General features: G+C 55.2%; 21 protein-coding genes and 4 pseudogenes. 12 read left to right on the top strand and 13 right to left on the bottom strand.

What is annotated here, in order from left to right:
* Positions 1-20: 20 nt before the first annotated feature.
* Positions 21-584 carry a winged helix DNA-binding protein gene (locus tag HKD28_RS14695; protein WP_099287350.1) on the top strand — a complete coding sequence of 188 codons (564 nt, stop codon included), beginning with the start codon at positions 21-23 and terminating at the stop codon, positions 582-584.
* A 10-nt stretch (positions 585-594) separates the two neighbouring features.
* Here HKD28_RS14695 and HKD28_RS14690 read toward each other — a convergent pair whose 3' ends face one another.
* From HKD28_RS14690 to HKD28_RS14655, 8 genes are read right to left on the bottom strand one after another with little or no spacing between them, the layout of a single operon-like run.
* Positions 595-993: a hypothetical protein gene (locus HKD28_RS14690; RefSeq protein ID WP_194268968.1), complete on the bottom strand. Its 399-nt coding sequence runs from the start codon at positions 991-993 to the stop codon at positions 595-597.
* Positions 990-2360: an acetyl-CoA carboxylase biotin carboxylase subunit gene (gene accC, locus HKD28_RS14685; protein ID WP_194268967.1), complete on the bottom strand. Its 1371-nt coding sequence runs from the start codon at positions 2358-2360 to the stop codon at positions 990-992. The genes HKD28_RS14690 and accC overlap by 4 nt, the downstream gene beginning before the upstream one ends.
* Entirely contained in the window at positions 2353-2805 is a 453-nt protein-coding gene (locus HKD28_RS14680; protein WP_194268966.1) for an acetyl-CoA carboxylase biotin carboxyl carrier protein, read from the bottom strand. The genes accC and HKD28_RS14680 overlap by 8 nt, the downstream gene beginning before the upstream one ends.
* Before the next feature lie 25 nt (positions 2806-2830).
* Positions 2831-3595 carry a LamB/YcsF family protein gene (locus tag HKD28_RS14675; RefSeq protein WP_099287354.1) on the bottom strand — a complete coding sequence of 255 codons (765 nt, stop codon included), beginning with the start codon at positions 3593-3595 and terminating at the stop codon, positions 2831-2833.
* 34 nt (positions 3596-3629) lie between these two features.
* On the bottom strand, positions 3630-4601 hold the full coding sequence (locus HKD28_RS14670) for a 5-oxoprolinase subunit C family protein (RefSeq protein WP_194268965.1): 972 nt from the start codon (positions 4599-4601) through the stop codon (positions 3630-3632).
* A complete protein-coding gene (gene pxpB / locus HKD28_RS14665) occupies positions 4598-5239 on the bottom strand; it encodes a 5-oxoprolinase subunit PxpB (protein WP_194268964.1) in 642 nt (213 codons plus the stop codon). Before pxpB ends, HKD28_RS14670 begins: the two co-directional genes overlap by 4 nt.
* Positions 5236-6477 (bottom strand): MFS transporter, encoded by a 1242-nt coding sequence (locus tag HKD28_RS14660; protein WP_194268963.1) that lies wholly within the window; start codon positions 6475-6477, stop codon positions 5236-5238. Before HKD28_RS14660 ends, pxpB begins: the two co-directional genes overlap by 4 nt.
* Before the next feature lie 26 nt (positions 6478-6503).
* The gene (locus tag HKD28_RS14655) at positions 6504-9005 is read right to left on the bottom strand and encodes a TonB-dependent receptor plug domain-containing protein (RefSeq protein WP_194268962.1); all 2502 of its coding nucleotides are present in this window, start codon (positions 9003-9005) and stop codon (positions 6504-6506) included.
* A gap of 264 nt (positions 9006-9269) precedes the next feature.
* On the opposite strand from HKD28_RS14655, the gene HKD28_RS14650 reads away from it, so the two are divergent.
* Positions 9270-10148: a LysR substrate-binding domain-containing protein gene (locus HKD28_RS14650; RefSeq protein ID WP_194263406.1), complete on the top strand. Its 879-nt coding sequence runs from the start codon at positions 9270-9272 to the stop codon at positions 10146-10148.
* A 22-nt stretch (positions 10149-10170) separates the two neighbouring features.
* Here the strand turns inward: HKD28_RS14650 and HKD28_RS14645 are convergent, their stop codons facing one another.
* On the bottom strand, positions 10171-11499 hold the full coding sequence (locus tag HKD28_RS14645) for a CapA family protein (protein ID WP_099287359.1): 1329 nt from the start codon (positions 11497-11499) through the stop codon (positions 10171-10173).
* 181 nt (positions 11500-11680) lie between these two features.
* Complete coding sequence (locus HKD28_RS14640; RefSeq protein ID WP_194268961.1) at positions 11681-12556, bottom strand: LysR family transcriptional regulator; 876 nt, start codon at positions 12554-12556, stop codon at positions 11681-11683.
* A 153-nt stretch (positions 12557-12709) separates the two neighbouring features.
* On the opposite strand from HKD28_RS14640, the gene HKD28_RS14635 reads away from it, so the two are divergent.
* The 3 genes and pseudogenes from HKD28_RS14635 to HKD28_RS15835 all read left to right on the top strand — a co-directional run.
* Complete coding sequence (locus HKD28_RS14635) at positions 12710-13138, top strand: VOC family protein (protein ID WP_194268960.1); 429 nt, start codon at positions 12710-12712, stop codon at positions 13136-13138.
* Positions 13139-13180: 42 nt separating this feature from the next.
* Positions 13181-14449 carry a Zn-dependent hydrolase gene (locus HKD28_RS14630; RefSeq protein ID WP_235993532.1) on the top strand — a complete coding sequence of 423 codons (1269 nt, stop codon included), beginning with the start codon at positions 13181-13183 and terminating at the stop codon, positions 14447-14449.
* A gap of 37 nt (positions 14450-14486) precedes the next feature.
* Positions 14487-14880: pseudogene (locus HKD28_RS15835) on the top strand (IS5/IS1182 family transposase); the annotation flags it as partial.
* On the opposite strand, the pseudogene HKD28_RS15830 reads toward HKD28_RS15835, so the two are convergent.
* Positions 14874-15405, bottom strand: a pseudogene (locus HKD28_RS15830) (IS5 family transposase); the annotation flags it as partial. The pseudogenes HKD28_RS15835 and HKD28_RS15830 sit on opposite strands and share 7 nt — an antisense overlap.
* 635 nt (positions 15406-16040) lie before the next feature.
* On the opposite strand from HKD28_RS15830, the gene HKD28_RS14615 reads away from it, so the two are divergent.
* Both HKD28_RS14615 and HKD28_RS14610 read left to right on the top strand, forming a co-directional pair.
* Positions 16041-16307 carry a glycosyltransferase gene (locus tag HKD28_RS14615; protein WP_194268957.1) on the top strand — a complete coding sequence of 89 codons (267 nt, stop codon included), beginning with the start codon at positions 16041-16043 and terminating at the stop codon, positions 16305-16307.
* On the top strand, positions 16289-17047 hold the full coding sequence (locus HKD28_RS14610) for a glycosyltransferase family protein (RefSeq protein WP_194268956.1): 759 nt from the start codon (positions 16289-16291) through the stop codon (positions 17045-17047). The genes HKD28_RS14615 and HKD28_RS14610 overlap by 19 nt, the downstream gene beginning before the upstream one ends.
* Before the next feature lie 541 nt (positions 17048-17588).
* Here HKD28_RS14610 and HKD28_RS14605 read toward each other — a convergent pair.
* A pseudogene (locus HKD28_RS14605) lies at positions 17589-17732 on the bottom strand (IS5/IS1182 family transposase); the annotation flags it as partial.
* Positions 17733-18065: 333 nt separating this feature from the next.
* Here HKD28_RS14605 and HKD28_RS15965 point away from each other — a divergent pair.
* Positions 18066-18245 (top strand): annotated as a pseudogene (locus tag HKD28_RS15965) (LysR family transcriptional regulator); the annotation flags it as partial.
* A 63-nt stretch (positions 18246-18308) separates the two neighbouring features.
* Positions 18309-18956, top strand: coding sequence for a LysR substrate-binding domain-containing protein (locus HKD28_RS14600; protein WP_235993541.1), 648 nt, complete (start codon positions 18309-18311; stop codon positions 18954-18956).
* Positions 18957-18998: 42 nt separating this feature from the next.
* On the opposite strand, the gene HKD28_RS14595 is transcribed toward HKD28_RS14600, so the two are convergent.
* Entirely contained in the window at positions 18999-19874 is an 876-nt protein-coding gene (locus HKD28_RS14595; RefSeq protein WP_194268954.1) for an arginase family protein, read from the bottom strand.
* Between the two features lie 448 nt (positions 19875-20322).
* Here HKD28_RS14595 and HKD28_RS14590 point away from each other — a divergent pair, with 448 nt between their 5' ends.
* The 3 genes from HKD28_RS14590 to HKD28_RS14580 all read left to right on the top strand — a co-directional run bounded on the left by HKD28_RS14590 (position 20323) and on the right by HKD28_RS14580 (position 22565).
* Positions 20323-21231 carry an MFS transporter gene (locus HKD28_RS14590; RefSeq protein WP_194268953.1) on the top strand — a complete coding sequence of 303 codons (909 nt, stop codon included), beginning with the start codon at positions 20323-20325 and terminating at the stop codon, positions 21229-21231.
* A 106-nt stretch (positions 21232-21337) separates the two neighbouring features.
* Complete coding sequence (locus HKD28_RS14585) at positions 21338-21493, top strand: hypothetical protein (RefSeq protein WP_194268952.1); 156 nt, start codon at positions 21338-21340, stop codon at positions 21491-21493.
* Positions 21494-21866: 373 nt separating this feature from the next.
* Complete coding sequence (locus tag HKD28_RS14580) at positions 21867-22565, top strand: quinone oxidoreductase family protein (protein ID WP_207729019.1); 699 nt, start codon at positions 21867-21869, stop codon at positions 22563-22565.
* The last annotated feature ends 142 nt before the right edge of the window (positions 22566-22707 follow it).

Genomic DNA, 22707 nt, shown 5'->3' with positions numbered 1-22707 from the left:
GCTGACGGAGAGGACGAACCATGAAGGACGGGAAAACCGCGAGCCCTGCGCCGGCGATGCCGGATGTTGCGGATATGGAACGGGCCTTCATCGTGTCCTCGTCGCATCTGGCGGTGCCGGGCAACGAGGATCTGAGCGAATTCGAATTTGCCCTGACTGTCGTGAACCATGCGTTTCATCGCTGGATGTCTCGGGGGATGGCGGCCGCGGGTCTGCCGGATCTCTCGGCGCTCGATACGCTCATTCTGCACAGCGTCAATCACCGGAACCGGGAGAAGAGCATCTCGGACCTGATGTTCACTCTCAACCTGTCCGAGCGACATTACCTGAACTACGCCATGAAGAAGCTCGACGAGCTCGCGCTGATCCAGCGCGAACGCCGAGGCAAGGAGGTTTTTGTCAGCACGACACAGAAAGGGCGCGACGTCTGTCTCGAATATGCGCGTCTGCGTCGGATCTGCCTGTTGGAGCATATTCCCCAGAACCGGGAGGTCGGGGACGTCACCATTGCAGAGGTCGCCAAGGCGTTGCGTGTCCTGACGGGCTTTTATGAGCAGGCGTCGCGGTCCGCCGCGTCGCTCTGAACGCAGCGTCTCAGCCATCCGGGTGAATCCGGAAGAGCACGTCATGATAGCCCACGACACAGCCATCCCCGATCAGCGCGGGGCCGAGCGTGCCGTCTGCCGTGGCCGTAACGGGCAGGCGAAGGGCACCTGCCTCGACAAATCCCACGATCTCGCCGGAGCGAACCGGGTGTTTTTCGTCCAGGTCGTTTGAGCGGAACACGCCCATTTCGGGGCTGGGAACGGGCGTGTTTTCCGCTTTTGCGGGTGGGGCGATAGGGTGCGCCGGGGGCGTCTGACCGGGGTTCTCCGACAGTGTCAGGGCAAGCGCGCCTGTCCCGTTTTTCAGAGAAACATGACGGACATCGTGATGTCTCATCCGGCCAACCAGTTCGGGAAGGTCGTTCAGAAGGTCTTCAAGAAAAGTCATGATCCAGACTTTCGCATGAGGGCTTCGAGATAATGGACGCTGACGCCGCCGTCGCGGACGCCGGGCTCGGTCATCAGGCGCAGATGCAGGGGCGTGGTGGTGGCGATGCCGGTGATTTGCATTTCCGAAAGGGCGGCATGCATGCGGTTGAGGGCATCCGTGCGGTCCGTGCCGTGGACGATCAGCTTGGCGATCAGGGAGTCGTAATTCGGGGGCACGACATAGCCGTCATAGAGATGCGTATCGATACGGACGCCGGGGCCGCCGGGCGCGCGCCAGCTCAGGACTTTTCCGGGGGCTGGGCGGAAGCTCTCGGGGTCTTCGGCGTTGATGCGGCACTCGATGGCGTGGCCTTGCGTGCGGATGTCGGCCTGCGTGAAGGAGAGGGGCTGTCCCATTGCGATCAGAAGTTGCTCGCGGACGATGTCGATGCCGGTCGTCATTTCCGTGACGGGGTGTTCGACCTGAAGGCGGGTGTTCATTTCGATGAAGGAAAACGCATCGTCTTCGTACAGGAACTCGAATGTGCCCGCGCCGGTATAGCCCATCAGGGTGCAGGCGTTTGCACAGCGCTCGCCCAGTTCAGCGATGGCCTGCGGGTCGATGCCAATGGCCGGGGCTTCCTCGACCAGTTTCTGGTGGCGGCGCTGAATGGAGCAGTCCCGCGCGCCGAGCCAGACGGCATTGCCCTGCCGGTCGGCCAGAACCTGAATTTCGATATGGCGGGGGTGCTGGAGGAAGCGTTCGGCGTACACGGACGGATTGCCGAAGGCGCGTCCGGCTTCTTCGCGGGCCGTTTCAATGGCGTCGCGGAGGTCCGCTGCGGTCATGACCACGCGCATGCCGCGCCCGCCGCCGCCGCCTGCCGCCTTGACGATCAGCGGATAGCCGATGGCGTCGCAGATCGTTTGTGCTTCGGACAGGTCGGTCGGCAGGGCGTCTTCCGTACCGGGCAGGCAGGGGACGCCCGAGCGGCGCATCTGCTGTTTGGCGCTGATTTTGTCGCCCATCAGGCGCATGATGGCGGCGGTTGGGCCTGCCAGCGTGCGGCCGGACTGTTCCACCGCTTCGGCGAAACCGGCGTTTTCCGACAGGAAGCCGTAGCCGGGATGGATGATGTCGGCGTTCGTGAGTTCGGCGGCGCGCAGGACGCGGGCGGCGTCCAGATAGCTGCCGGATGCTGCTGCCGGGCCGATGCAGAGCGTTTCGTCCACGAGGCGCAGATGGGCGAGGCTGGCATCGGCTTCGGAATGGATGCCGATGCTGTGCAGGCCGAGCAGGCGGCAGGCCCGCGTGATGCGCAGGGCGATTTCACCGCGATTGGCGATCAGGACACGGTGCGGCTGGGACACTGAAGGCTCAGGCATCGAGTGGTTCCACGGTGAAGAGCGGTGTTCCGGGGGAGACGGCGTCGGCATTTGCGACGAGTACGGCCACAATCCGGCAGGGAAATTCGGCCTCGATGCGCGAGAGCGTTTTCATGACTTCGAGAATATAGAGCGGCTGTCCTTCCGCCACGATGTCGCCCGGCTTGACGAAAGGCGGCGCATCCGGGGCCGGAGAGGCGTAGAACTGGCCGTGCATGGGGGCGTCGATCGTGATTTCGGTTTTGGCCGGAGCGGAGGCTTTTTCGAGGACAGGAAGCGTGGAGGCTGCGGCCGCCGGGGCCGGGCTGGTCGGCTGGGGGCTGCTGTCCTGTGCGCCGCGCACCAGACGGATGTGCTCGCCGTCGCGGGAATAGTCGAGTTCGGTAATGCCCAGCGCCTGCATCCGGGCCATCAGGGCGTCGAGGATCTTGAGATCGGGGATCATGGGGCGATTGGCTTTCCGGTCTGCTTCAGGTCAGGGGGCGCAACGTGATGCCCGCGGCTTCGAAGCCCGCGCGGACCTTGCGGGCGACGTCCACGGATTCTGCGTTGTCCCCATGCACGCAGATCGTATCAATGCGGGTCGGCAGCATTTTGCCGGAGATGGTTTCGATGGCGCCGGCCTGCACCATCCGCACGGCGCGGGCGGCCGCGAAATCGGCATCATGCAGGACCGCACCCGGTTCCTTGCGCGAGACGAGATGTCCGTCTTCCGTATAGGCGCGGTCCGCGAAGATTTCCGAGAATACGGTCAGGCCCCGCTCGCGTCCGATGCGGTCCAGATGGCTCAGGGCGATGGCCATGATGGGGAGGTTCGGGTCCACGGCCTTGACCGCATTGACGATGGCTTCGGCAACGGCGGGATCGCGTTCGGTTAGGTTGCCCAGCGCGCCATGGGTTTTCATGTAGGTCATGCGGTGGCCGGAATAGGTGGCGAGGGCCTGGGCCGCGCCCATCTGATAGGCCACGATCCGTTCGATCTGGGCGGGGGTGAAGGGCATGACGCGGCGTCCGAAGCCCCACAGGTCCGGGAAGCCGGGATGGGAGCCGACGGAGACGCCTTTTTCGCGTGCGATGCGGAAGGTCTCGGCCATGACTTCCGGGTCGCCGCCGTGAAAGCCGCAGGCGACGTTAGCAGAGGTCACGATGTCCAGCATCGCGCTGTCATTGCCCATTGTGTAATGGCCGAAGCTCTCGCCCAGATCGGCGTTCAGGTCGATGGTTTTGGCGGTCATGGTTTGGAACTCCCGGACATGAAATAACAGGGCATCAGAAAACGAGCTGTGTGCGGAGTGTGGCAATTTCGGTGGCAAGGCGCTTCAGATCCGCAGCCGCCTGCCGGATGATCTGCACCGCCTCATCGCGCGTGATGGTTTCGAAATGGACAGGTGCGCCGACGATTGTCTGGGACAGCAGGCGCAGGTCGGGCGCAATTACGGTGGCGATCTTGGGATAGCCGCCGCAGGTATTGGCATCCATCATTTGGATGATCGGCTGGCCCGCGGGCGGCACCTGAACGGTTCCGGGCAGGATGCCGTGGGAAAACAGGCTGAGCGGGTGTGAGAGTTTCAGGGGGGTCTGCCCTTCGAGCCGATAGCCCATGCGGTTTGCGCTGGGGGTCAGGGTCCAGGAAGCGGCGTGGAAGGTTTTCAGGCTTTCGGGCGTGAAGACGTCGTGTTCGGCTGCAGGGAGGACGCGGATCCGGGTGCCGTCTGCGGGGGGAAGCGGGCAGGCGCGCGCGAGGCCATAGCCTGCGGCGGGCAGACGGAGCGTGGAGGCCGGGAGGCAGGAGAGGCGGTCGCCTTTCTGAAGGGCGCGCCCCTCAAGGCCGCCGAAGCCGCCTTTGAGATCCGTCGAGCGCGCGCCCAGAACCGGGGGCACGTCCAGGCCGCCCCGGAGCGTCAGATAGGCGCGGGCGCCCTGTTCCGGCGCGCGGAGCGTCAGGGTCTGGCCGGGTCTGGCGGTGATGGCCCAGTCGCGCGGGAGTTTCAGGTCGTCGAGCGTGGCGGGGCAGGCGGCCCCGGTGACGGCAAAGGACGTCTCGGTGTGAAAGCGCACGCGGAAGGGGAAAAATACGATCTCGATCCCGGCAGCATCCACGGGATTGTCGAGGAGCAGGTTGCCGTGGCTCAGAGCCAGACGGTCCATGGCGCCCCCCTGCGCCACGCCCATGGCCATGGCGTGAGGGCGGCCGAAATCCTGAATTGTGTTGAGGGAGGAGCCGGTCAGGATTTCGATCATGAGGCCCTCACAAAACGGACGGTGTCGCCCAGACGCAGCAGGCCGGGTTCGGGACGGAAGGCGTCGAACAGGCACAGATCCGTCCGGCCGAGGATATGCCAGCCCGACGGCGAGGTGCAGGGCATCATGCCTGCGTGGCCGCCGCCGATGACCACAGCCCCTTCCTCCACCCGCAGACGCGGGGAGTCGCGGCGGGGGATGGCCAGACGCGGGTCCAGCCCCGTCAGGTACACGAAGCCCGCCATGGCGCCGATGGCGGCGACGCTGTAGCGACCGGCCATGTGGGCGTCGATGGTTTCCTCTTCCGTCAGGTTGGCGAAGCGGGCGACGAGCGCCAGATCTTCGCCGAACGCGCCGCCATAGACGACCGGCACCACGATCTCGCGGGACGGCACCTCTTCGGCGGAGGCCTGTGTCCAGACGGTCCGGAGCAGCTCTTCCATGACGGAAGGGTCAGTCTGTACGGCGTCGAACGTGACGAGAAGGTTGTTGACGCCGGGGATTGTCTGGAGGACGTCAGGCCGGGTGTTCAGTTCGCGGCTGGTGGCCCAGATGCGGCGCTGTGTTGTGTCACTGAACGGCCCGTCGGCGGCGTCCAGCAGGAGGCCGCCCGCGCCTGCCATATGAATACGGGTCATGCAGTCTGATCCGGCTGGGAGCGGCCATGGAACGGCCGCCGGGGAAGGAGGGCAGCGGCCAGCGCGCCGCACAGGATAATGACGCCTGTGATGTAGAAAACACCATGGAAATTGCCGGTGGCCTGAAGCAGATATCCTGTCATGACCGGGGCCAGAATGCCGAGGCCGTTGGAGAAGGTCAGGGTCAGGCCGGTCACGGAGCCGAGGATTTCGTCTTCCACAAGCAGGTCCGCCAGAAGGGCCATGTTGGCGCCCGTTCCGCCTGCCATGAAGGCCATGGAGACGGCGAGGAGCGGAATGATGGTCGCGGCCGTTCCGCAGAGCGGCAGAAACCCCATGGAGGAGGCGAGAACGAGATACAGGCACACGACCGTGCGGCGTCCTCCCAGAGAAAGATTTGATCCGCGAACGAGCGTTTCGCCAACCTTTCCTGCCGTGATCGAGAGGATGGCCGCGCCGACATAGCAATAGGCCGTATAGGCTCCGGACTGTTCGGTGCCGAGATGCAGGGTCTGGCGCATGATGATCGGCAGCCAGGACATCAGCAGGAAGTTGGCATAATTGGCGCAGCACTGCGCGATCACGATGCCCCAGAATGCCGAAGAGCGGAACAGGGTCGGCACCGAGATTAGGGAAAAGGACGTTGCCTGTGTGCAGCGTGCGGGGCGCGGATGGGTCAGGAGCCAGACCACGGACCAGACCAGCCCGAGCGCGCCGAGCAGCGAAAACGCCGGGCGCCAGCCGTAATGGGCAATCAGCCATCCGCCCGAGGCGGCACCGCAGGCTAGCCCGATGGGGATGCCGCAGATGAAGGCAGTCATCATCAGTCCACGTTCGTGCAACGGCGCCCAAGCCCGGACGACCTTGTTGCCGAGTGCGAAGGTAGGCGCTTCTCCTATGCCCAGCAGGATGCGGGTGGCGATGAAGGCCGGGACAGTGGCGGTCAGGCTGCCAAGGATCATGGCGAGCGACCACAGGGCCACGGCGGCCGCGCCAATGATCCGCACACCGAAGCGGTCCAGCAGGATCGCGCTGGGCAGGTTGAGGATGAAGTACGACCAGAGGAAGCTGGAGAGGACCCAGCCTGTCTCCCCGGGTGTGAGGGCGAATTCATGCGCGATCTGGGGCATGCCTACGGACAGGGCGGCCCGGTCTCCGTAGCAGATCACGCACATGGCGATGGTGAGGGCGTATATGACGAACCGGAAAGGCCGGCGATCTTCTGGAACTGTCTGCAAGAAACTGCGCCTCTTTCCGTTCGCGTTCAGAATGTCAGGCCGGTCTGGATATAGTACATGCCACCGTTGAAGCCGTAAGGTGAGTAATAGGCATATTTGTATTCGTTAAAGAGCGGTGCTGCGGTCGCCTTGGGAACGCGGGTCGGATATTTGTTGCCCAGGTTGTTCGCGCCGACCGTGACGCTCCATTTTGGCAGGATCTTGTAGCTGACGGACATGTTGGTCAGGAAAGCCGGGCGCTGTTCCATCGGAGCCGCCGTGGGGCTGGCGAGGAAAATGATGGAGCCGTAGCGCTGTTCCTGCACCATGACGTTCCACTTGCCGTAATTCCAGTTGACCGTGAGGTTTTCGCGGTTCTTCGGCGCGGAGTGCAGAAGCATTTCTTCGGCATAGGTGTTGAACGTGGACAGGCCCATGTTCGCCAGTACAGTGGGTGTCTTGTTGCGACTGCGGATTTCGTTGTCGGAGTAGTTGAATGTGAAGTCGAAGCGGAATGTTCCGGCGCGTTTGGTGTGCAGGGTGTAGTTAGTGTCGATGTCACCGCCATAGGTCTGGGTATTGACGGGGTTTGTGTAATAGGAGGCGTAGGTGACGTTGTTCAGGCCAGACGCTTCGAGAATATCGGCCACACCCGCGCCGCCGAGGGTCGTGGTGCTGGCCAGACGGTCGTTGATGGCGATGTAATACAGGTTTGCGGTGACGTTCCAGTCCTTGAGGGGCGTGGCGTCGATGCCGATGCTATAGTTGCGGGAATATTCGCCCTTGATATGGCCTGCGCCGAGCGCCTTTGCGGCGGCGCTGCTGTTGGGGAGCTGGTCCACGGCGTAGTTGGCGAAGGGGGCGTTATAGAAATAATAGGTCTGACCCAGTGTTGGCGGGCGGTAACCGGTGTTGATGCTGGCGCGGATGGCCCAGTGTTTGTTGAAGTTGTAGCGTGTTCCGATCGAACCGGTCGTGACGGTGGCGAGATGGTTGTAGCTCGTGGCGCGGCCACCGAGGGACCATTCCCATTTTTTCGTAACGTAGAAATCGAGGTTGACGTTGCCGTCGTAGATGTCGCGTCCGCGATTGGTGACGGCGAGCGGGACGTTACCGGCATGGTCGGTTGCGCCGAGGCCGATCCATGAGGCTTCCTCGCCTTCCGTCATCTGGAAGGTGTCACGACGGTATTCGCCGCCAAAGCGCAGGGCAATCGGCTTAGGCAACCATGACGTGTTGAAGAAGCGCGAGCCTCGTATGCCGGTCGAAAGCTCTGAAGTGATGGTTTTGCCGTCATAAAAATCGCGTGGGCTGGCATCGCCGAGAGACATGTTGTTGCTGTCGAGGGTCGAATAGGCCTGATCGTCACGACCGTAATTGACGTAGGCGTCCCAGGCGAAGCCGAATTTATGCGCCTTGATACCGTTATCTGTTTCGAAATCGTACTGGTCCATACCGATATAGGGCTGTGCGCCATTGGGCCAGAGATTGATATTGGTCAAGCTGTTCCCAGCACTTCGGTAGGTTTCGGCCACATGGGCCTTACGATGGCTGAAGGTCGAGGTGCTGTAGAGGCTGAGGTTTTCGTTCAGCGGGATCGCCATGTTTTCGCTGATGGTTTCCAGCGTCGATTTCGGGATGCCGAGGCCGCGCTGCACATCGCGGCTGGCTGTTTCGTTGCGGGAATCCCCAACCGGATAGAGTTGTCCGACGAAAAGGCCGCTGCGGTTGGTGGGAAGCTGGTGAGTAACCTGCGCCGCCAGATCGAGATAGCCGCCGTTTTTGCCAAGTGCTGTGGCCCAATCCGCATAACCGTTCAGCGCCTGCCCGTCACCGGCGTAAAAGCCGCTGTTTTGGAAATTGATGGAGCCACCATGCGTGCGCTGCTTGAGGACGATATTGACCGCACCTGCTAAAGCATCCTGACCGTAGAGCGCGGTCGCGCCTTCGGTAATGACTTCGATATGATCGATTGCCGAAATCGGGATCAGGGAAATATCGGTGGGTTCGGTGCCCCAGTTCGGACCGGCATTGGCGTTGAAATTCGCACCGATATGGCGACGATGTCCGTTGACGAGGATCAGCGTATCGTCGGCGGACTGGCCGCGAAGCTGCATGGTTTGAATGAAGCCGCTGTTTCCGACGCCGGATTGTGGCGGAGACGTAATGGAAGCCGAGGCTTGGGCGAGGGCCTGCATGACGTTTGTCTGGCCGGTGGCCAGAAGCTGGCTGCCGGATACTACCGTAACCTGTGTGGTACTGTGAACCGGGGTGGAGGGATTCATCACGGATTGGCCGGTAGAGGCCGTCCCGGTGACGCGCATCTCTTCTGGACCCGACCTTGAAATGATGGATGTTCTGCGAGAGGAGGGTCTTGCAGAAGTGGTAGTGGTGGCCCTTGCAGGCGAGGTTGTGACCCGTCTGTGCGCGGAATGTGTGTGCGTCGTCACTCTGGTAGACGTGGCTTGGGCGGTTGGACAAAGCGAAACGAGCGAGCTCAAGGCAGCGCCACACATTAGGAAAGCCTTGGGTCCAAAACACTTGCTCATGGGCATCCCCTTTGCCAGCCGGTGTTGGCCGACCATTCGAATATATGCTTTTCATGAACAAATCACACACATAACGAAACGACAACTAAAATGTTTTTATTAAGGAACAAACTCTCTTTTTCTGCCGCTTTGCTAGGCGAATCTGATTGATTTAACCGAGCACCTAAGGCTGAGTCCTGTTTGACGAAAAGACAGCATCGCTTGAACGGACAAAAAAAATGAGTAAAAACTGAAACGAGAGAAAATTTTTTTGTCTGTCGAGTCGTGATTCCCGAACTCAGAACATTTGTCGTTGCTGCCCGGACCGAGAGTTTTGCCGCGACAGCCAAGGCGATCGGGGTGACGCAGTCGGCAATCAGTGCTCAGATTCGTCGGCTTGAAGAAGAGTTTGGCTATGATCTTTTTGAGCGCACAGGCAGGTCGGTAACTCTGACGGCAGCGGGGAGTCGTATCTTATGTCAGGTCGAAGATATCCTTTCGGCTTTTGAGGCGCTTCGGGGGGCCTCGCATCTCAAGCCAGAAACCGAACTGTTGCGGGTGGGCGCTATTTCAACCGCTCAGACCAGCTTGCTTGCCCCTGCTATTGCGGGGTTGCATCTTGAGCTTCCGGATCTGAAAGTACGGATTGTTCCAGGGACTTCCATGAGTTTGCTGGATCGTCTGGATGCGGGAGAGCTGGATGCTGCGCTGATCGTCCGGCCACCTTTTGGGTTGATGCCATACATGCAGTGGCATCCTGTCGTGCAACAGGACTATGTCATGGTCGTCCCTGCTCATGTCGAAGGCGCAGACTGGCGACAGATCCTCGAAGGCCAGCCTTTTATTCGCTATGACAGCCGTTCTTTTGGGGGGCGTACGCTGGATCGATTTCTCAGGACGCAGGGGCTTTCTCCCCATGAGGTCATCGAGACTGAAGATCTTCATACAATTCTGCAGATGGTCGCCAATAATATGGGGTGTTCGATTGTTCCCTATATCTTTGCGGTTAGTGTTGTGCCGAATATCCGTATATTGCCTCTGGGAGACCAGAAGATCGTGCGGGATGTCGGTGTGATGACCTTACGCGGCCGAATGACGGAGGGCTGCAAGGCTCTGATCCGGTATCTGGAAGAGGCATCCCGCAGCAATATGCCTCCTCAGTAGTTTCGGATGTTATGAAGAGCCTTCAGGCTGTTGCACGCCATAGAAGGATCGGCGCATTATCGGTTCCTGCTTGTTGGAAGTCGGTTCCGAAAGACCTAGACAAAGTGGCAAATGTTTCCAGAATATTTCGCCCTTCCTCGCCGTGGGCCAGGGAGGGCACTCCGCGTCTGTGGGCAGCCAGGCCCAGGCCGAGTGTGATCGGATGGATTTCGAGACTTTCGAGCTTTCCGTTCTGATAAGTGCAGATCGGCATGATGGTTTCCCAGAAACGTTTTTCGGCGGGGAAACCTTTCGCATCGTTGTTGCTGCGAGCTTTATAAAGCTGATGAGGTGTTAGCTCCGGACTTACGCGGTTCGCCATATAGGATTCGATCGGGAGGCGCTCCACGAGTTCATTCTGGCCTATAAAATTACCCAGACTGTAAAAGATCGGTTTGCCGTTATGAATTTCGAGGCCCCGCAACAGATGTGGTCCGTGACAAGCAACGATATCCGCACCGGCGTCGATTGCCTGACGGGCTGCGGTTACGAGAAAATCGGCCGGAATTTCTACGTCCAGTTCTCCGTTGGCGTTATATCCGCTTTCATGCGCGTGAATGCTCAGAATGACCGTATCGGAAACCATCCGTGCTTCTGTGATCCAGCGATGCAGGGCCTGTGTGTCCGTCGGGTTCGGGGTGGTGCTGACTTTCGTTTCCTGACCGACCTGAAAATTCAGGTTTTCGAAGGCGAGAACCCCCTCGGGGGCGGGAAAGGCGAAACCAAGCTGGATTTTGTCGTCCTTGACCCTCTGTAATCCGAGCTTCCGGTAGATCTCCCTCAGGGATGTCATGTCATCGGCAGAGACGTGGTGCATCGTGTTGTAGCGTAGCGGATTGATGCCGGGGCGTCCCTGCATCGCGCTCGTCTGCATGGCTGCTTCCTGCCCTCTGGCAAAGGTGGAGGTGCAGGACAGCATGGAGACCGTACCTGCAGGATGCGTAAAATAGGCGGGGCGTCTGGCATCTTCCAGATGAAGGCCGATCCCGGCATGATGCAGATTTCGGCGGTTGAGCTCGTCCAACGTCTTGCGCAGGCCGGAGATGCTGTAATCCAGCGAGTGGTTAGTTGCCGCTGCAAAAAGGTCGAAACCGGCCTCTTTCAGGTCATCCAGAACCCGGGATGAGGCGCCAAAATGCGTGCCGCCCATATCAAGGGCTGGATCACCCACGAAATCGTTCGGTACCAGTTCGAGATTGGTGAACGAAACATCGCAGGCGCGGATCATGTCGAAAAGGGGCGACAGTCCGGGGTCAGTGCGGCTGTTGAGTTGCCGAAAGAGAATACTGTCACCCGTCAGGCAAATCTTCATCAGGCGGTCCGGAACATCAGTTGAAAAATTGATGCTTTGGAAAAAGCATTTCTGTTCCGGTATGGTTATCGAAGATGCATGAGGTGTCCAGTTTCAGGACGCTCTTTACGGTGATGGTTTTCCTATCTTCACGATATGGGAAAACCGGGCTTCTCACGGAGCCGGGCAGCTCTGGCGGCTCTTACGACGTGGTCAGAGGTTTCTGAAGGATTTCGAGGAGGCGGTTGAACAGGCTGAGACGCGGTGAGTTCCGCTGGACCAGAAAGCCCAGATTTCGGCAGGGAGCCGGGGCCGGGAGCGGGATTTTTTTTAGATGGACGCCTGCGGGCCAGGGACGGGCCCAGTCAGGGACCAGCGACACGCCCGTTCCCTGACTGACAATAATGGCAATGGCGTCCAATGAGTCGAGTTCAAGACGTTCATGGGGCCATATCCCTGATTTTCGGAGATATTCGTCAGCAAGGCGGCCACCCCACTGCATCCGGTCATAGCGGATCAGGGGATGATTCCGGAGAATTTCGTGGGGGTCTGTTTCCTGAAGAGCTTCCGGGGCCAGGACGACCAGAGGCTCGGACCGCAGGGTCTGCCAGACTAGTGTTTTTGGAATTTCAAAAGGGGGCTCCACGATGAAGGCAGCGTCGATATTTCCTTCCAGAACCGCGTTATGCAGCCCGGATGAAGAGCCTGGAGTAATATGCAGCTCGATTTCGGGGAAACATTCGAAAAAACGTTTCAGATAAGGGGGGAGGAGGCCATTCGCCGCACTTGATATCGCGCCGATCCTCAGGGTCCCGACAGGCTTGTCACTCGCAGCAATGGCGCAGAGATCCCGGACGCTCGTGACGATCGCCCGGCTCTGTTCGATGATGGCTAGCCCTTGTTCCGTAGGACGGACGTTCCGCCCATCACGCTGGACAATCGGACAGCCTATTTCGTCTTCGAGCGCGCGGATCCGTTGGGCAACGCTGGCAGGGGTAAGACGGAGCTGACGTGCTGCACCCGCAAGCGAACCCTGTTCGATAACGATCAGGAAACTTTCGAGGAAGCGTGTGTCCATGAGTAGGTCTCCGAAGGGTCTGTCAGGGTAGCGTAACGTAGCGAAAGAGATCAGACATCGGATTTACCTTCTTCTGAAGTCATATATTCGCACGATTGTTACCCCGACGAATATGATATCAGCGGATTTTTCCAGAAAAGTCATGGTGCAGTCATGGTTAATCCGTTTCATCTCGCATTCCCGGTCGACGACCTTGCAGCCGCCCGGATCTTTTACGGAACTGTTCTCGGGTGTGCAGAGGGACGGAGTACGGAAACCTGGATCGATTTCGATCTTTATGGACATCAAATCGTTACGCACCTGGTTCCTGATGCCTGTCACGGTGGTAGTGAAGGTGGAGGGGGAGCCGTGGACGGTCATAACGTGCCTATCCCGCATTTCGGCGTTGTTCTTGACATGGAGGACTGGAAGGTTCTGGCGGAGCGTGTTCGCGGTCATGGCATTTCTTTTGGAATGGAGCCACAGATCCGTTTTGCGGGACTGCCGGGCGAGCAGGCGACGATGTTTTTCTGCGATCCCGCAGGGAATGCGTTGGAATTCAAAGCTTTCGCCAATATGCAGCAACTTTTCGCCAAGCAGTAAGGGTTGTTTATGTTCTGTTCTGGTCAACCCGAGACAAACAGCATGACCGCGCCTGTGATGGATGTCGATCTCGGACATCATCTTTTCAGTCGTTTGTATGAGATCGGTTTTGACGGCCGTGGCATGACGCGGCCGTCTTATGGAAGGGAAGAAAATCTCGCCCATGCCCTGTTCATGGAGGTGGCAGGGCAATACGGATTAGAGGTGAGTCGTGATTGGGCTTCCAATCTTTACCTGACGCTTCCTGGCCGTGACCGGACCCTTCCAGTCGTCATGACGGGATCGCATCTCGATACTGTTCCATGTGGCGGAAATTTCGATGGAGCGGCGGGTGCAGTGGCTGGTCTTCTTGTGCTTTGTGCCTGGGTCAAAGCGGGTTTTCGGCCGGAACGGGACACGACACTGATCGTGACACGTGCAGAAGAAAGCGTCTGGTTTCCTTTGTCTTATCTGGGAAGCCGAACGGCTTTCGGACTGCTTGAACCTTCCGCGCTCGAAACTCCGCGAAGCGACGATGGTCTGAGCCTGCGGCATCATATGCAGGACTGTGGCGCCAGTCCCGAACTGTGCGGAAAAGCATCGGTTCTGGATGTCACGAAAATCGACTGTTTCGTCGAACTGCATATCGAACAGGGGCCTGTTCTACTGGAAGCGGATGTTCCGGTGGGGATCGTGACCGGAATTTGCGGGAGCACGCGGTATCGCTCGGCTGTTATTCATGGTCAATATGCTCATTCCGGGGCGACGCCGCGTCGTTTCCGTTCAGACGCCGTGATGGCTGGGGCCAGCATGATGACTGCTCTGCACGAGGCCTGGAAACAGGCGGAAGCTGACGGAGAAGAGATGACTCTGACGTTTGGCGTCTGCCGGACCGACGAGGCGCAAGCGAATTTTGCGGCGGTTCCCGGGAAGCTGGATCTCGTGATTGATATCCGTTCCCGGGATGAAGCGCTTCTTGAGCGGGTCAACGGGTTGGTTATCCAACAGGCGCGTCGTGTTGAACAGGACTATCATGTCCGTGTGGAGCTTGGGCCGAGGACCTGTAGTACACCTGCCGTCATGAATGCAGATTTGCAGGCGGACGCAAAAATCATTGCAACCTCGCTGAACATTCCCTTCGTTTCGATGTCAAGCGGTGCCGGGCATGATGCGGCGATATTTGCCTTGCAAAACGTCCCGACGGGAATGCTCTTTGTGCGCAATAGCAACGGAAGTCATAATCCAGACGAAAGCATGGAGATGGATGACTTCATGGAGGGGGTCCGTCTGCTGGAATGCCTTCTGCGCAGGCGGGCAGTATCTGTGTCCTGAATCCTTTGAGGGCCTGCATTCAGGATTGTATGGAGGTGCCAAAACGATTTGGCTGTTTCGCGAGTGTCTGATCCAGGCGGGTGCTATTGAAAGGCTGTGTGATCGTTTTGATAATACGCTGCGCGACGCGGGTTATCTGCGAATGTCCGGCCATATCTTGGATGTAGTACTGGTAACCGCTCCCAGGCCGCGCAATATGAACGCTGAAAAAGCAGATTTCCGGGTAAAACGTGTTCCCGAAGACTGGCAGGCCAAGCGCAAAGCTGTCTCATAAAGATCGCCATGCAAGCTGGACGCTGAAGTTTACCAAAGCGAAGCGGCAGGATGACGGGACTATCCCTACAACAGATCTCGTCATCCCGTTCTTTGGATACAAATTCCACGTCTCCATTGACCGGAAGTCCCGGTTCATCCGGAAATGGAAGACGACGGGTGTGATCTGCCGTTCTTCAAGCTTTTCAATGAGCGGATCAGCATCATACGCCTTGTCGGCGATAAAGGCTTTGGGATCGATTTCATCGAGGAGAGGTTCTGCTTCAGTGGTGTCGGCTCTCGCCTTTGTGTCAGCGAAAGAGCCATGGCCTTGCCCGCAGCATCGACAATGGCATGGATTTTCGTGGTTAGTCCGCCACGGGATCGTCCGATGATCTGATCGTCGCCCCTTTTTTATGGGCGCCCGCACTATGCTGGTGAGCCTGCACAATCGGGCTGTCAATCATCATGTATTCATTGGCTCGATCATCGGCGAGCAGATGGTGGAAAATCCTTTCAATCACGCTGCTTCCGCACCAGCGACGCAGTCGTTTGTGAACATTCTTCCAGTCCCCGAACTGCAATGGCAGGTCACGCCACGGAATGGCGGCGCGGTAACGATATAAAACTGCTTCCACAAACAGCCGGTTATCCGTAGATGTCCCGCCGACATGACCTTCCCGACCCGGGAGAAGATCCTTTATCTGCTCTCACTGATCATCGCTCAGACCATATCGGCACATCCACACATCTCCAAAAAACGGAGAAAAATATCAAAGATCAGATGAAAACAGGCCTTATGGCATCGTAAGCTAAATGACGATACGCCTTAAGAAACTGACGTAAACCTTGCACACGCCGTAGATGCAGAAATGCTCCGAGGAAACCGCAGAATTTCCGGCTTCAACGTAGCATTATGCTATTTCTGGACTGATCTTCGTCTTTGATCGCGCGTCGTCTGCGCAACTGCTCATAGTAGGCTGATAGGTTGATCTGCAGTCTTAGAAAAAACGCTGGCCCGCTTATCGCTCTCGACCTTCGCCTTCTTGACCCATTCGTTCAGCGTATGCCTCGAACAGCCAATCTTGCCAGCAATCGATACCATACTGTCCAATACGACGGATTCTCGCCTTCATGCTCCAGAAGCAGTCGAACTGTGGCGGGACGAACCTCAGGGGAAAATTTTTTCACAGAATGGCTCATCAAACTTTTTTCTTCGCTGAATAGATCTCCGCCAATTCCGGAGCGGCTCAGAGTGCTAATATTTCTGCATACTTCGTCTGGCTATAATTCTTTAGTATGTTATAGAAAAGATTAAGATTTTATAGAGGTTATGTAAATGCAGAATTATAAAACCATATCCATAGCTATGGCCACATATAACGGAGAAAAATATATACAAAAACAACTAGAGTCTTTGGAAAATCAAAAATACAAACCTATCGAAATTATTATATGCGATGATTATTCAAGTGATAGAACAATAGAAATCTGTGATAATTTCTCAAAAAAATCTAGTTTTATGGTGAAAATTATAAAAAATGATAAAAAATTAGGATTTATCGAAATTTTTTTAAGGCAGCCTCTTTGTGTAGCGGCGATTTAATTGCGTTTTGCGATCAGGATGATATCTGGGAGAATGACAAGCTAGAGCGTGCTCAAAAATCTTTTTTCGACTCTAAAATTGCGATCTTCGGACATGCTAGTAAATTAATTACAGAAAAAGGTAATATAATTGGCCACCACGGTCTTCCCCTTCAAAGTGGGACTTATAGCATTGCAGATCTTGATCCATGGGATTTGGTTTACGGCTTCAGTATAGTTATAAAAAGGAGCGTCTGGAATTCCGTGGATTCCAACGATCGTCCTACCGATCCGTTTTGTCGAACAGAAAAGCTCTCACACGATAGATGGGCATATTTTCTTGGGACAGCAGCCGGATCAATGGCGTATGATTCCCAACCATTAGCTCGTTATAGGCAACATGGGAACAATGTATTTGGGAGTAAAAAAAGTAGAAAGAACCGTATTTTAGAGAAATTTCATTTGATTTCCATAGATAGAGGGGAATACATTAATTTATTGCTGCAGGCTTGTTGTAGTATGTCAAAAATATCTGAGTCATTTTTAAATGAAGAATTGGATATTTATAAGAGACCATCTTTTATTTACTTAATTTTATCTAAAAAATACAAAAATAGACTCTCTATTTTTTCAAATAATAAACTTCATTCAGTTTTAAAATTTTTAAGATGCTTGCTTGATGGAAGTTATCAAGAAAAAAATATAAAAAATAAATATAAAGAAATTTTGTGTGATTTTATTTATATTTTTATTAAAAAATAGATATACCATTTCAAATTATTTTCTAACTTTTGTATTTCATGAAATCATGATTTCATGTTCGGAGAATAGAATTTTCGTTTATCAATATCTGGGGATTGTCGGTTCTGGATTTGGTCTGCTGTGGTAGAGACGAACTGTCTTCTCGTACCGGGTTGTGGTAAGCCTCCAGTGTTGCATCCTTGTCCAAAGGTTTTCGACGAAATACTGGTGTCTATAAGTTCATTCGGGGCGGGCGAGTTCTAGATCATTCTTCCGTGTCTGGTTGACAGGACGGGTTTCCGGCTCCGGAGATCTTTGCGGAATTTGCGTCAGTATCGTTGAGCAGAACATGGGTGCAAATCAGTTCATGCACCTGACTGGGCGAAAGCATGCAAGATAACGCCCTGTTACGAGCATCTGCTTCCACGCAGACCTTGTTGCCAAGTCCTTCCCTAGAAGTGGCCAAAAACTTCACAAGCTTTTCGGTGTTTTGTGTGCCTTCCTTTTTTGAAGACCCCTGCAGCCGTGTTCCCGGCTATATTGTGATGGGCACGGATCGTCGTGCTATCGGAAGGCTGTTCAGCAGAGCAGAGACCCAGTGTAATCACTGACCTGTCCGGCTGTCATGAAGAGGCTCAGCGGTCCTCCATTCTGATCGGTGACTGGCATGCAGCTTGGTATTCATATCGCCTTTGGTGTGACCGATCCGCGCTACTAGCAGCCTTGACAAAAAGCGTCGGAATAATCCACCGACCAAGCTTCATTTCAACAAAATTTTTACTTGGAAATAAGCGTCCGAGGTGAAGGCGGCAGCCGTTTCGCTGCTCCTGCATCATTGAACGGATAGGTGTATTGGGATGAAACGGAATCTCTCTTTCTGTACAAGGAATATAGAAAAGAGGGCTTCTAAGAAGCTAAAAGGATCCTGATTGATGAGTGAAAGCCAATCATCCAGAGTAAGATAAACTATGATCCCAAAGGCATTTCGCACTAAGATTATCGCTAATAACACGCGATAAAACAGGGTTCTGGTCAGCAAGTGTCACGAGAAAATTTTAGCGAACTGCTTTCTTTTCTGGCAGTTGCGCAAGAACGAAGCTTTACAAAGGCAGCGGCTCGCAGAGGCGTCACGCCCTCCGCAATCAGCCACACCATGCGTCTTCTGGAGGAACGACTGGGCGTTACCCTTCTGACGAGAACAACACGTCGTGTCGTTCCCACGCCTGCGGGAGATTATCTTCTGCAGAATATTCAGCCGCTTTTCGACGAAATCGAGAACCGGATGAGCAGCCTAGATGAATTTCGCAAATGTCCCAGAGGCAATCTGCGGATCACCGTGACAGATGAATCTCTGGGTTTCTTTCTTCGACCCCGAATCGCAGATTTTCTAAAGAGCTACCCCGAAATCTCCTTGGAGGTTTCAACGGATCTGCGCCTGATTGATATTGTGGATGAAGGCTTTGACGCAGGTGTGCGCCTTGGAGAACTGGTGACTCAGGGGATGATTTCAGTGCCTGTGTCCCCTGACATCCCATTTGCTGTTGTTGGGTCCTCGACCTATTTCAAAAGCCACGCCGTCCCAAAAACCCCGGCGAGCCTGCACGAACACAACTGTATCGGGGTCCGTCTACCAACCCATGGAAAGATTTATCCGTGGCGTTTCAGACAGAAGGGTAAAGACCTGAAGTTTCAGCCTGTCGGCCAGTTTGTATGCAATAATGTGTTCGGCGCACGGGATGCCTGCCTGGACGGTATTGGTCTCGCCTACATTCCCAAAATCGTCGTCGAAGAACACATCCAGAATGGCAAACTGATATCAGTTCTGGAGCCATTCTGTCCGACGCATCTCGGGTTTCATCTCTTCTACCCCCGACACCATCGCCATTCGATGCCTCTGTCGCTATTCGTCGAGGAAATGAAAGTAAAATGAGAAAGCCTGCGTATAAGGATACAGGCTCTCTCGGACGAAGGTTTAACCTCCGATAAGAGGAAGCTGTTTGAGCATTTCCTGCAAGTTTACCGCATCCCAAGGCATATGTTCGGCAATCGTCATACCGACCACTTCTTTTTCGGTTGTCACTTCCTGAATTAATTTCAGAACATCGGGAATATTGAGCTTGCCTTCGGCAACGTCTCCGAAATCATGCTTGCCACGACCCGGTTTTGCAAAAAGCAGAGACCGGAAGTTGTGCGGATCCAGCACATCCAGATCCAGATGGATGGCAAGGACTTCAATCTGGCTGTCTTCTAGCCACTCCATGACGGGCTGTGCACCATCACGCACCTGCTGGGGTGAACATGTCCGCAATCCATGATCCGCAATGAATTGGGCTTCGAACGGAAGTGGGTCATGGATGCCTGCAATCATCACATTCTTTGCAGGAAGCGGCTTCGTCACTGCCTTGGTCAAATCAGGATCGCCATGACCTAACAGAGCCCCCAGAACGTGTGCATGAGCGTTCGTATACTGCTTTGGGGTCTGAACGTCTGGATGGGTATCAATCCAGAGCACACCCAGCCTGTCGTCATAGCGCTCCGATAGCCACGAAAAAGGTACGAGCGAGACAAGACAGTCCCCGCCCAGCACCGCCAGTGACTTCGGCTGATGGCGTTCAATGATTTTCCGGGCGTCCTGAATCTGTTTCATCAGAACACTGCGTCCCCGCATTTCATCCTCGACTGGTAAAGGGACGTCCGTCGGAGCATCAACCGGAACCTCCTCAACAGGGCCTGCAGAAGGAGGAGCCAGCCAAGCCAGAAGTTTTGATCCCAGATAATAGGGCGGATTATCGCCGCCCTGCCACTGAGGGAAAATAAGTCTTAACGTTTTGGAACGCTGATCCGCCATGGAAGACCTCCTGTCAGGTAAGTGCATGCGGTCTGCCTCGGTACCCATCAGATAACTCGCCATCTCGGTCAGATGTGAAGGCGCTTATCTTTCGTCTCTCGTAAAAGATACGAGATTTCCCGGACCGCTTCATACAACAGAGCATTTCATGAGCAGTGTATAATTGATAGATATTTATTGCTGAAATTTTCTCATAAACCTTTTGATGAAAAACTCTATAGTCGTGCGGAAAATTCGATTTTAAGACAGGAAAATCTCCAAGGAAGGTCAAGGCTGCATCCTCCTCGTGTGGATTGATCCCATCCCAATTCATATGGAAATTGGTCCCGCAGATGAATATAAGTACATCAGTAACAGAAAATAATAATTTTATTATTCTTTATCTTATTAGTGATGTATCTCGGAATTCATCTTTCCGATCTAAAATTTCAGAAAATATGCTTCCATTATGCAGAATTTGATTTCTCGGGAGATTTCTCCTACCCGCCAGAAGCTGGCTATTCTGTCTCTGGCGTTGGGTTCATTTGCATCAGTCACCACCGAATTTCTTCCTGTCGGTATCCTGCCTGATATTTCGAGAACATTTTCTGTAAGTCCGGGAACGGCGGGGCTTACCATGACAGTTCCTGGAATGATGGCAGCACTTTCTGCTCCTGGAGTTATGCTGTTTTCCGGACGCACAGATCGTCGCAGGATTATTTTATGGCTCTCCCTTATTCTGCTCGCAGGTTGCCTGATTGCCACCATGGCACCGACATTTGCCGTGATGCTGCTCAGTCGCGCACTGGTCGGGATCAGTCTGGGCGCATTCTGGGCCATGGGCCTCTCTGTTGCAGTAGAACTCGTTGCCAAAGACAAAGCGCATAAGGCAGCCGCGGCTGTTTTCGCAGGGGTTACGGCAGCCATGATCCTTGGGGTTCCCATGGGATCTCTGGTCGCCGAGTACTCATCCTGGCGCGGTGCATTCGTGGCTGCCGCAATCATCGCCATCGCCGCTTTACTCATGCAGTGGAGAATGCTTCCAGTTGTTCCAGCGGAAAGCCATGTGCGGCTTACGGACTTCAAAGCATTCGTCAGGCTGCCTGAAGCACGGAAAAGTATCGTTATGATTGCTGCCGTTTTTGCGGCCCATTTTGCAGCGTATACTTACTTGGCCCCTCTTATCCATGAAACAGGTATTCCTTCAGCGGCGGTGACGCTCCTGTTATTGGCTTATGGTGCTATCGGGTTTGCTTCCAACCTCGTGGCCAGCCGCTTTTTGGAAAAAAAATCTCAAGGCAACGCTTTTTGCCTCAAAAATATCGCTGGCAATACCCTTTCTGCTCCTGCCGCTGCTGCTGATCTTTCCAAAATTTGAAACGGTACTCATTCTTCTCTGGGCCGTCGCGTGGGGAGCACTGCCCCTGTGTCTCAATACCTGGCATCGCAGTATCGAGACTGACCATTCAGAAGCTGCGGCCGCCATGTTCACCTTTACCGCGCAGGTTGCCATTGCAGTCGGTTCAAGTCTTGGGGGCGCAATAGTCGATCATTTCGGATTGAGAGCCAATTTCTGGATGAGCGCTTTGATTGTCATTCTGAGCGCCTTCTATCTGGCGGCCCATAGAAAAGCAGAGTGATTTTGTAAGAGGAGGCGGTCCAAAGATTACGAAACCGATCAACAGAAATCCGCCGGTCACCATCGAACGTTTTCAGCATGAGGGAAGCATCATGAAGTCTCTGGTTTGCACGTCTTTTGGAACAGCCCCCTCAATGGCTATTGAGGAACGCCCTAAACCTTTGCCTCGGTCAGGTTATACTTTGATCAAAATGCATGCCGCGACGGTCAATCAACTTTCGGGGTAAATTCGTCGAGGTCTTTTCAATAAATCCAAGGCCCCTCTGGTTCTGAGCAATGACGGCGCAGGTACAGTAGAGGGTAGTGACCTCTTTCAACCTGGAACGCGTGTTGCAATTTACGGCGGTGGCCAATTAGGGATCACGGAAGACGGTTTGCAACAGGAATATGTATCCGTCAAAAACAATCATGTTTTCGAATTGCCTGACACGATCAGTTTGGACGAAGGCGCGGCGCTCCCTATCAATTATTTAACTGCATACCAGGCCTTAACACGCGTTGGACACATTGAACCGGGGCAGACGCTTCTGATTTCAGGAGCAGCCGGAGCAGCCGGAGCAGTCGGTCACGCCTTGATCCAGCTTTCGCGAGTTTTGGGGGCGAGGCCTGTTGCAGTCGTTTCCAGTCCCTTGAAGGCAGAAGCTGCCCGCAAGAGTGGGGCGGCGGCGGTTGTAGATCTCTCAACTGAGATCCTGTCAGATGTTGTATTTTCCATTACGGCGGGCCAGGGAGCCGACCTCGCATTCGATCCAGTTGGCGGCTCGCTGCTGAAGGAACTGATAAAATCATTGCGTGAGCGGGGTTCAGTTGTGTCCATTGGATTTGCTGGCAGCGCTGAAGCCTGTCTGGATCTGGCTGAAGTCGTCATTCATGAAAAACGCCTTCTCGGATACGATGCTTGGCTGGAAACGGACGATGCCGTGCCCAATGCCTTCAGCGCTATTCGGGCTTTCATTGAGAAGGGAGTTGTTCGACCGGTCATCGATAGCGCATGTAAACTGGAGGAACACGAGGAAGCTTACAAGCGTCTCGCATCCCGGCAAGCTATCGGAATTATTCTTCTCAAAGCATAAGGATAGAATTTTCTTACTTCTGAAGATTTTTATCTGTCTAAATTAAAGAAAAAAATAATTTTAAATGATTTATGATCTCCCAACACTTTCATAACTTGACACTTACTGACAGCCTGATTGATCAAGCATCCACTGCTAATCG

Source organism: Gluconobacter cadivus, assembly GCF_015244745.1.
Classification (GTDB): Bacteria; Pseudomonadota; Alphaproteobacteria; order Acetobacterales; family Acetobacteraceae; genus Gluconobacter; species Gluconobacter cadivus.
This window is presented reverse-complemented; position numbering and strand designations above follow the sequence as displayed.

Bases quoted from the DNA above. Each gene is read 5' to 3' on its own strand.
- HKD28_RS14695 (WP_099287350.1), top strand. From the start codon at position 21: ATGAAGGACGGGAAAACCGCGAGCCCTGCGCCGGCGATGCCGGATGTT.
- HKD28_RS14690 (WP_194268968.1), bottom strand. From the start codon at position 993: ATGACTTTTCTTGAAGACCTTCTGAACGACCTTCCCGAACTGGTTGGC.
- accC (WP_194268967.1), bottom strand. From the start codon at position 2,360: ATGCCTGAGCCTTCAGTGTCCCAGCCGCACCGTGTCCTGATCGCCAAT.
- HKD28_RS14680 (WP_194268966.1), bottom strand. From the start codon at position 2,805: ATGATCCCCGATCTCAAGATCCTCGACGCCCTGATGGCCCGGATGCAG.
- HKD28_RS14675 (WP_099287354.1), bottom strand. From the start codon at position 3,595: ATGACCGCCAAAACCATCGACCTGAACGCCGATCTGGGCGAGAGCTTC.
- HKD28_RS14670 (WP_194268965.1), bottom strand. From the start codon at position 4,601: ATGATCGAAATCCTGACCGGCTCCTCCCTCAACACAATTCAGGATTTC.
- pxpB (WP_194268964.1), bottom strand. From the start codon at position 5,239: ATGACCCGTATTCATATGGCAGGCGCGGGCGGCCTCCTGCTGGACGCC.
- HKD28_RS14655 (WP_194268962.1), bottom strand. From the start codon at position 9,005: ATGAGCAAGTGTTTTGGACCCAAGGCTTTCCTAATGTGTGGCGCTGCC.
- HKD28_RS14645 (WP_099287359.1), bottom strand. From the start codon at position 11,499: ATGAAGATTTGCCTGACGGGTGACAGTATTCTCTTTCGGCAACTCAAC.
- HKD28_RS14640 (WP_194268961.1), bottom strand. From the start codon at position 12,556: ATGGACACACGCTTCCTCGAAAGTTTCCTGATCGTTATCGAACAGGGT.
- HKD28_RS14635 (WP_194268960.1), top strand. From the start codon at position 12,710: ATGGTTAATCCGTTTCATCTCGCATTCCCGGTCGACGACCTTGCAGCC.
- HKD28_RS14630 (WP_235993532.1), top strand. From the start codon at position 13,181: ATGACCGCGCCTGTGATGGATGTCGATCTCGGACATCATCTTTTCAGT.
- HKD28_RS14615 (WP_194268957.1), top strand. From the start codon at position 16,041: ATGCAGAATTATAAAACCATATCCATAGCTATGGCCACATATAACGGA.
- HKD28_RS14600 (WP_235993541.1), top strand. From the start codon at position 18,309: ATGAGCAGCCTAGATGAATTTCGCAAATGTCCCAGAGGCAATCTGCGG.
- HKD28_RS14595 (WP_194268954.1), bottom strand. From the start codon at position 19,874: ATGGCGGATCAGCGTTCCAAAACGTTAAGACTTATTTTCCCTCAGTGG.
- HKD28_RS14590 (WP_194268953.1), top strand. From the start codon at position 20,323: ATGCAGAATTTGATTTCTCGGGAGATTTCTCCTACCCGCCAGAAGCTG.
- HKD28_RS14585 (WP_194268952.1), top strand. From the start codon at position 21,338: ATGTTCACCTTTACCGCGCAGGTTGCCATTGCAGTCGGTTCAAGTCTT.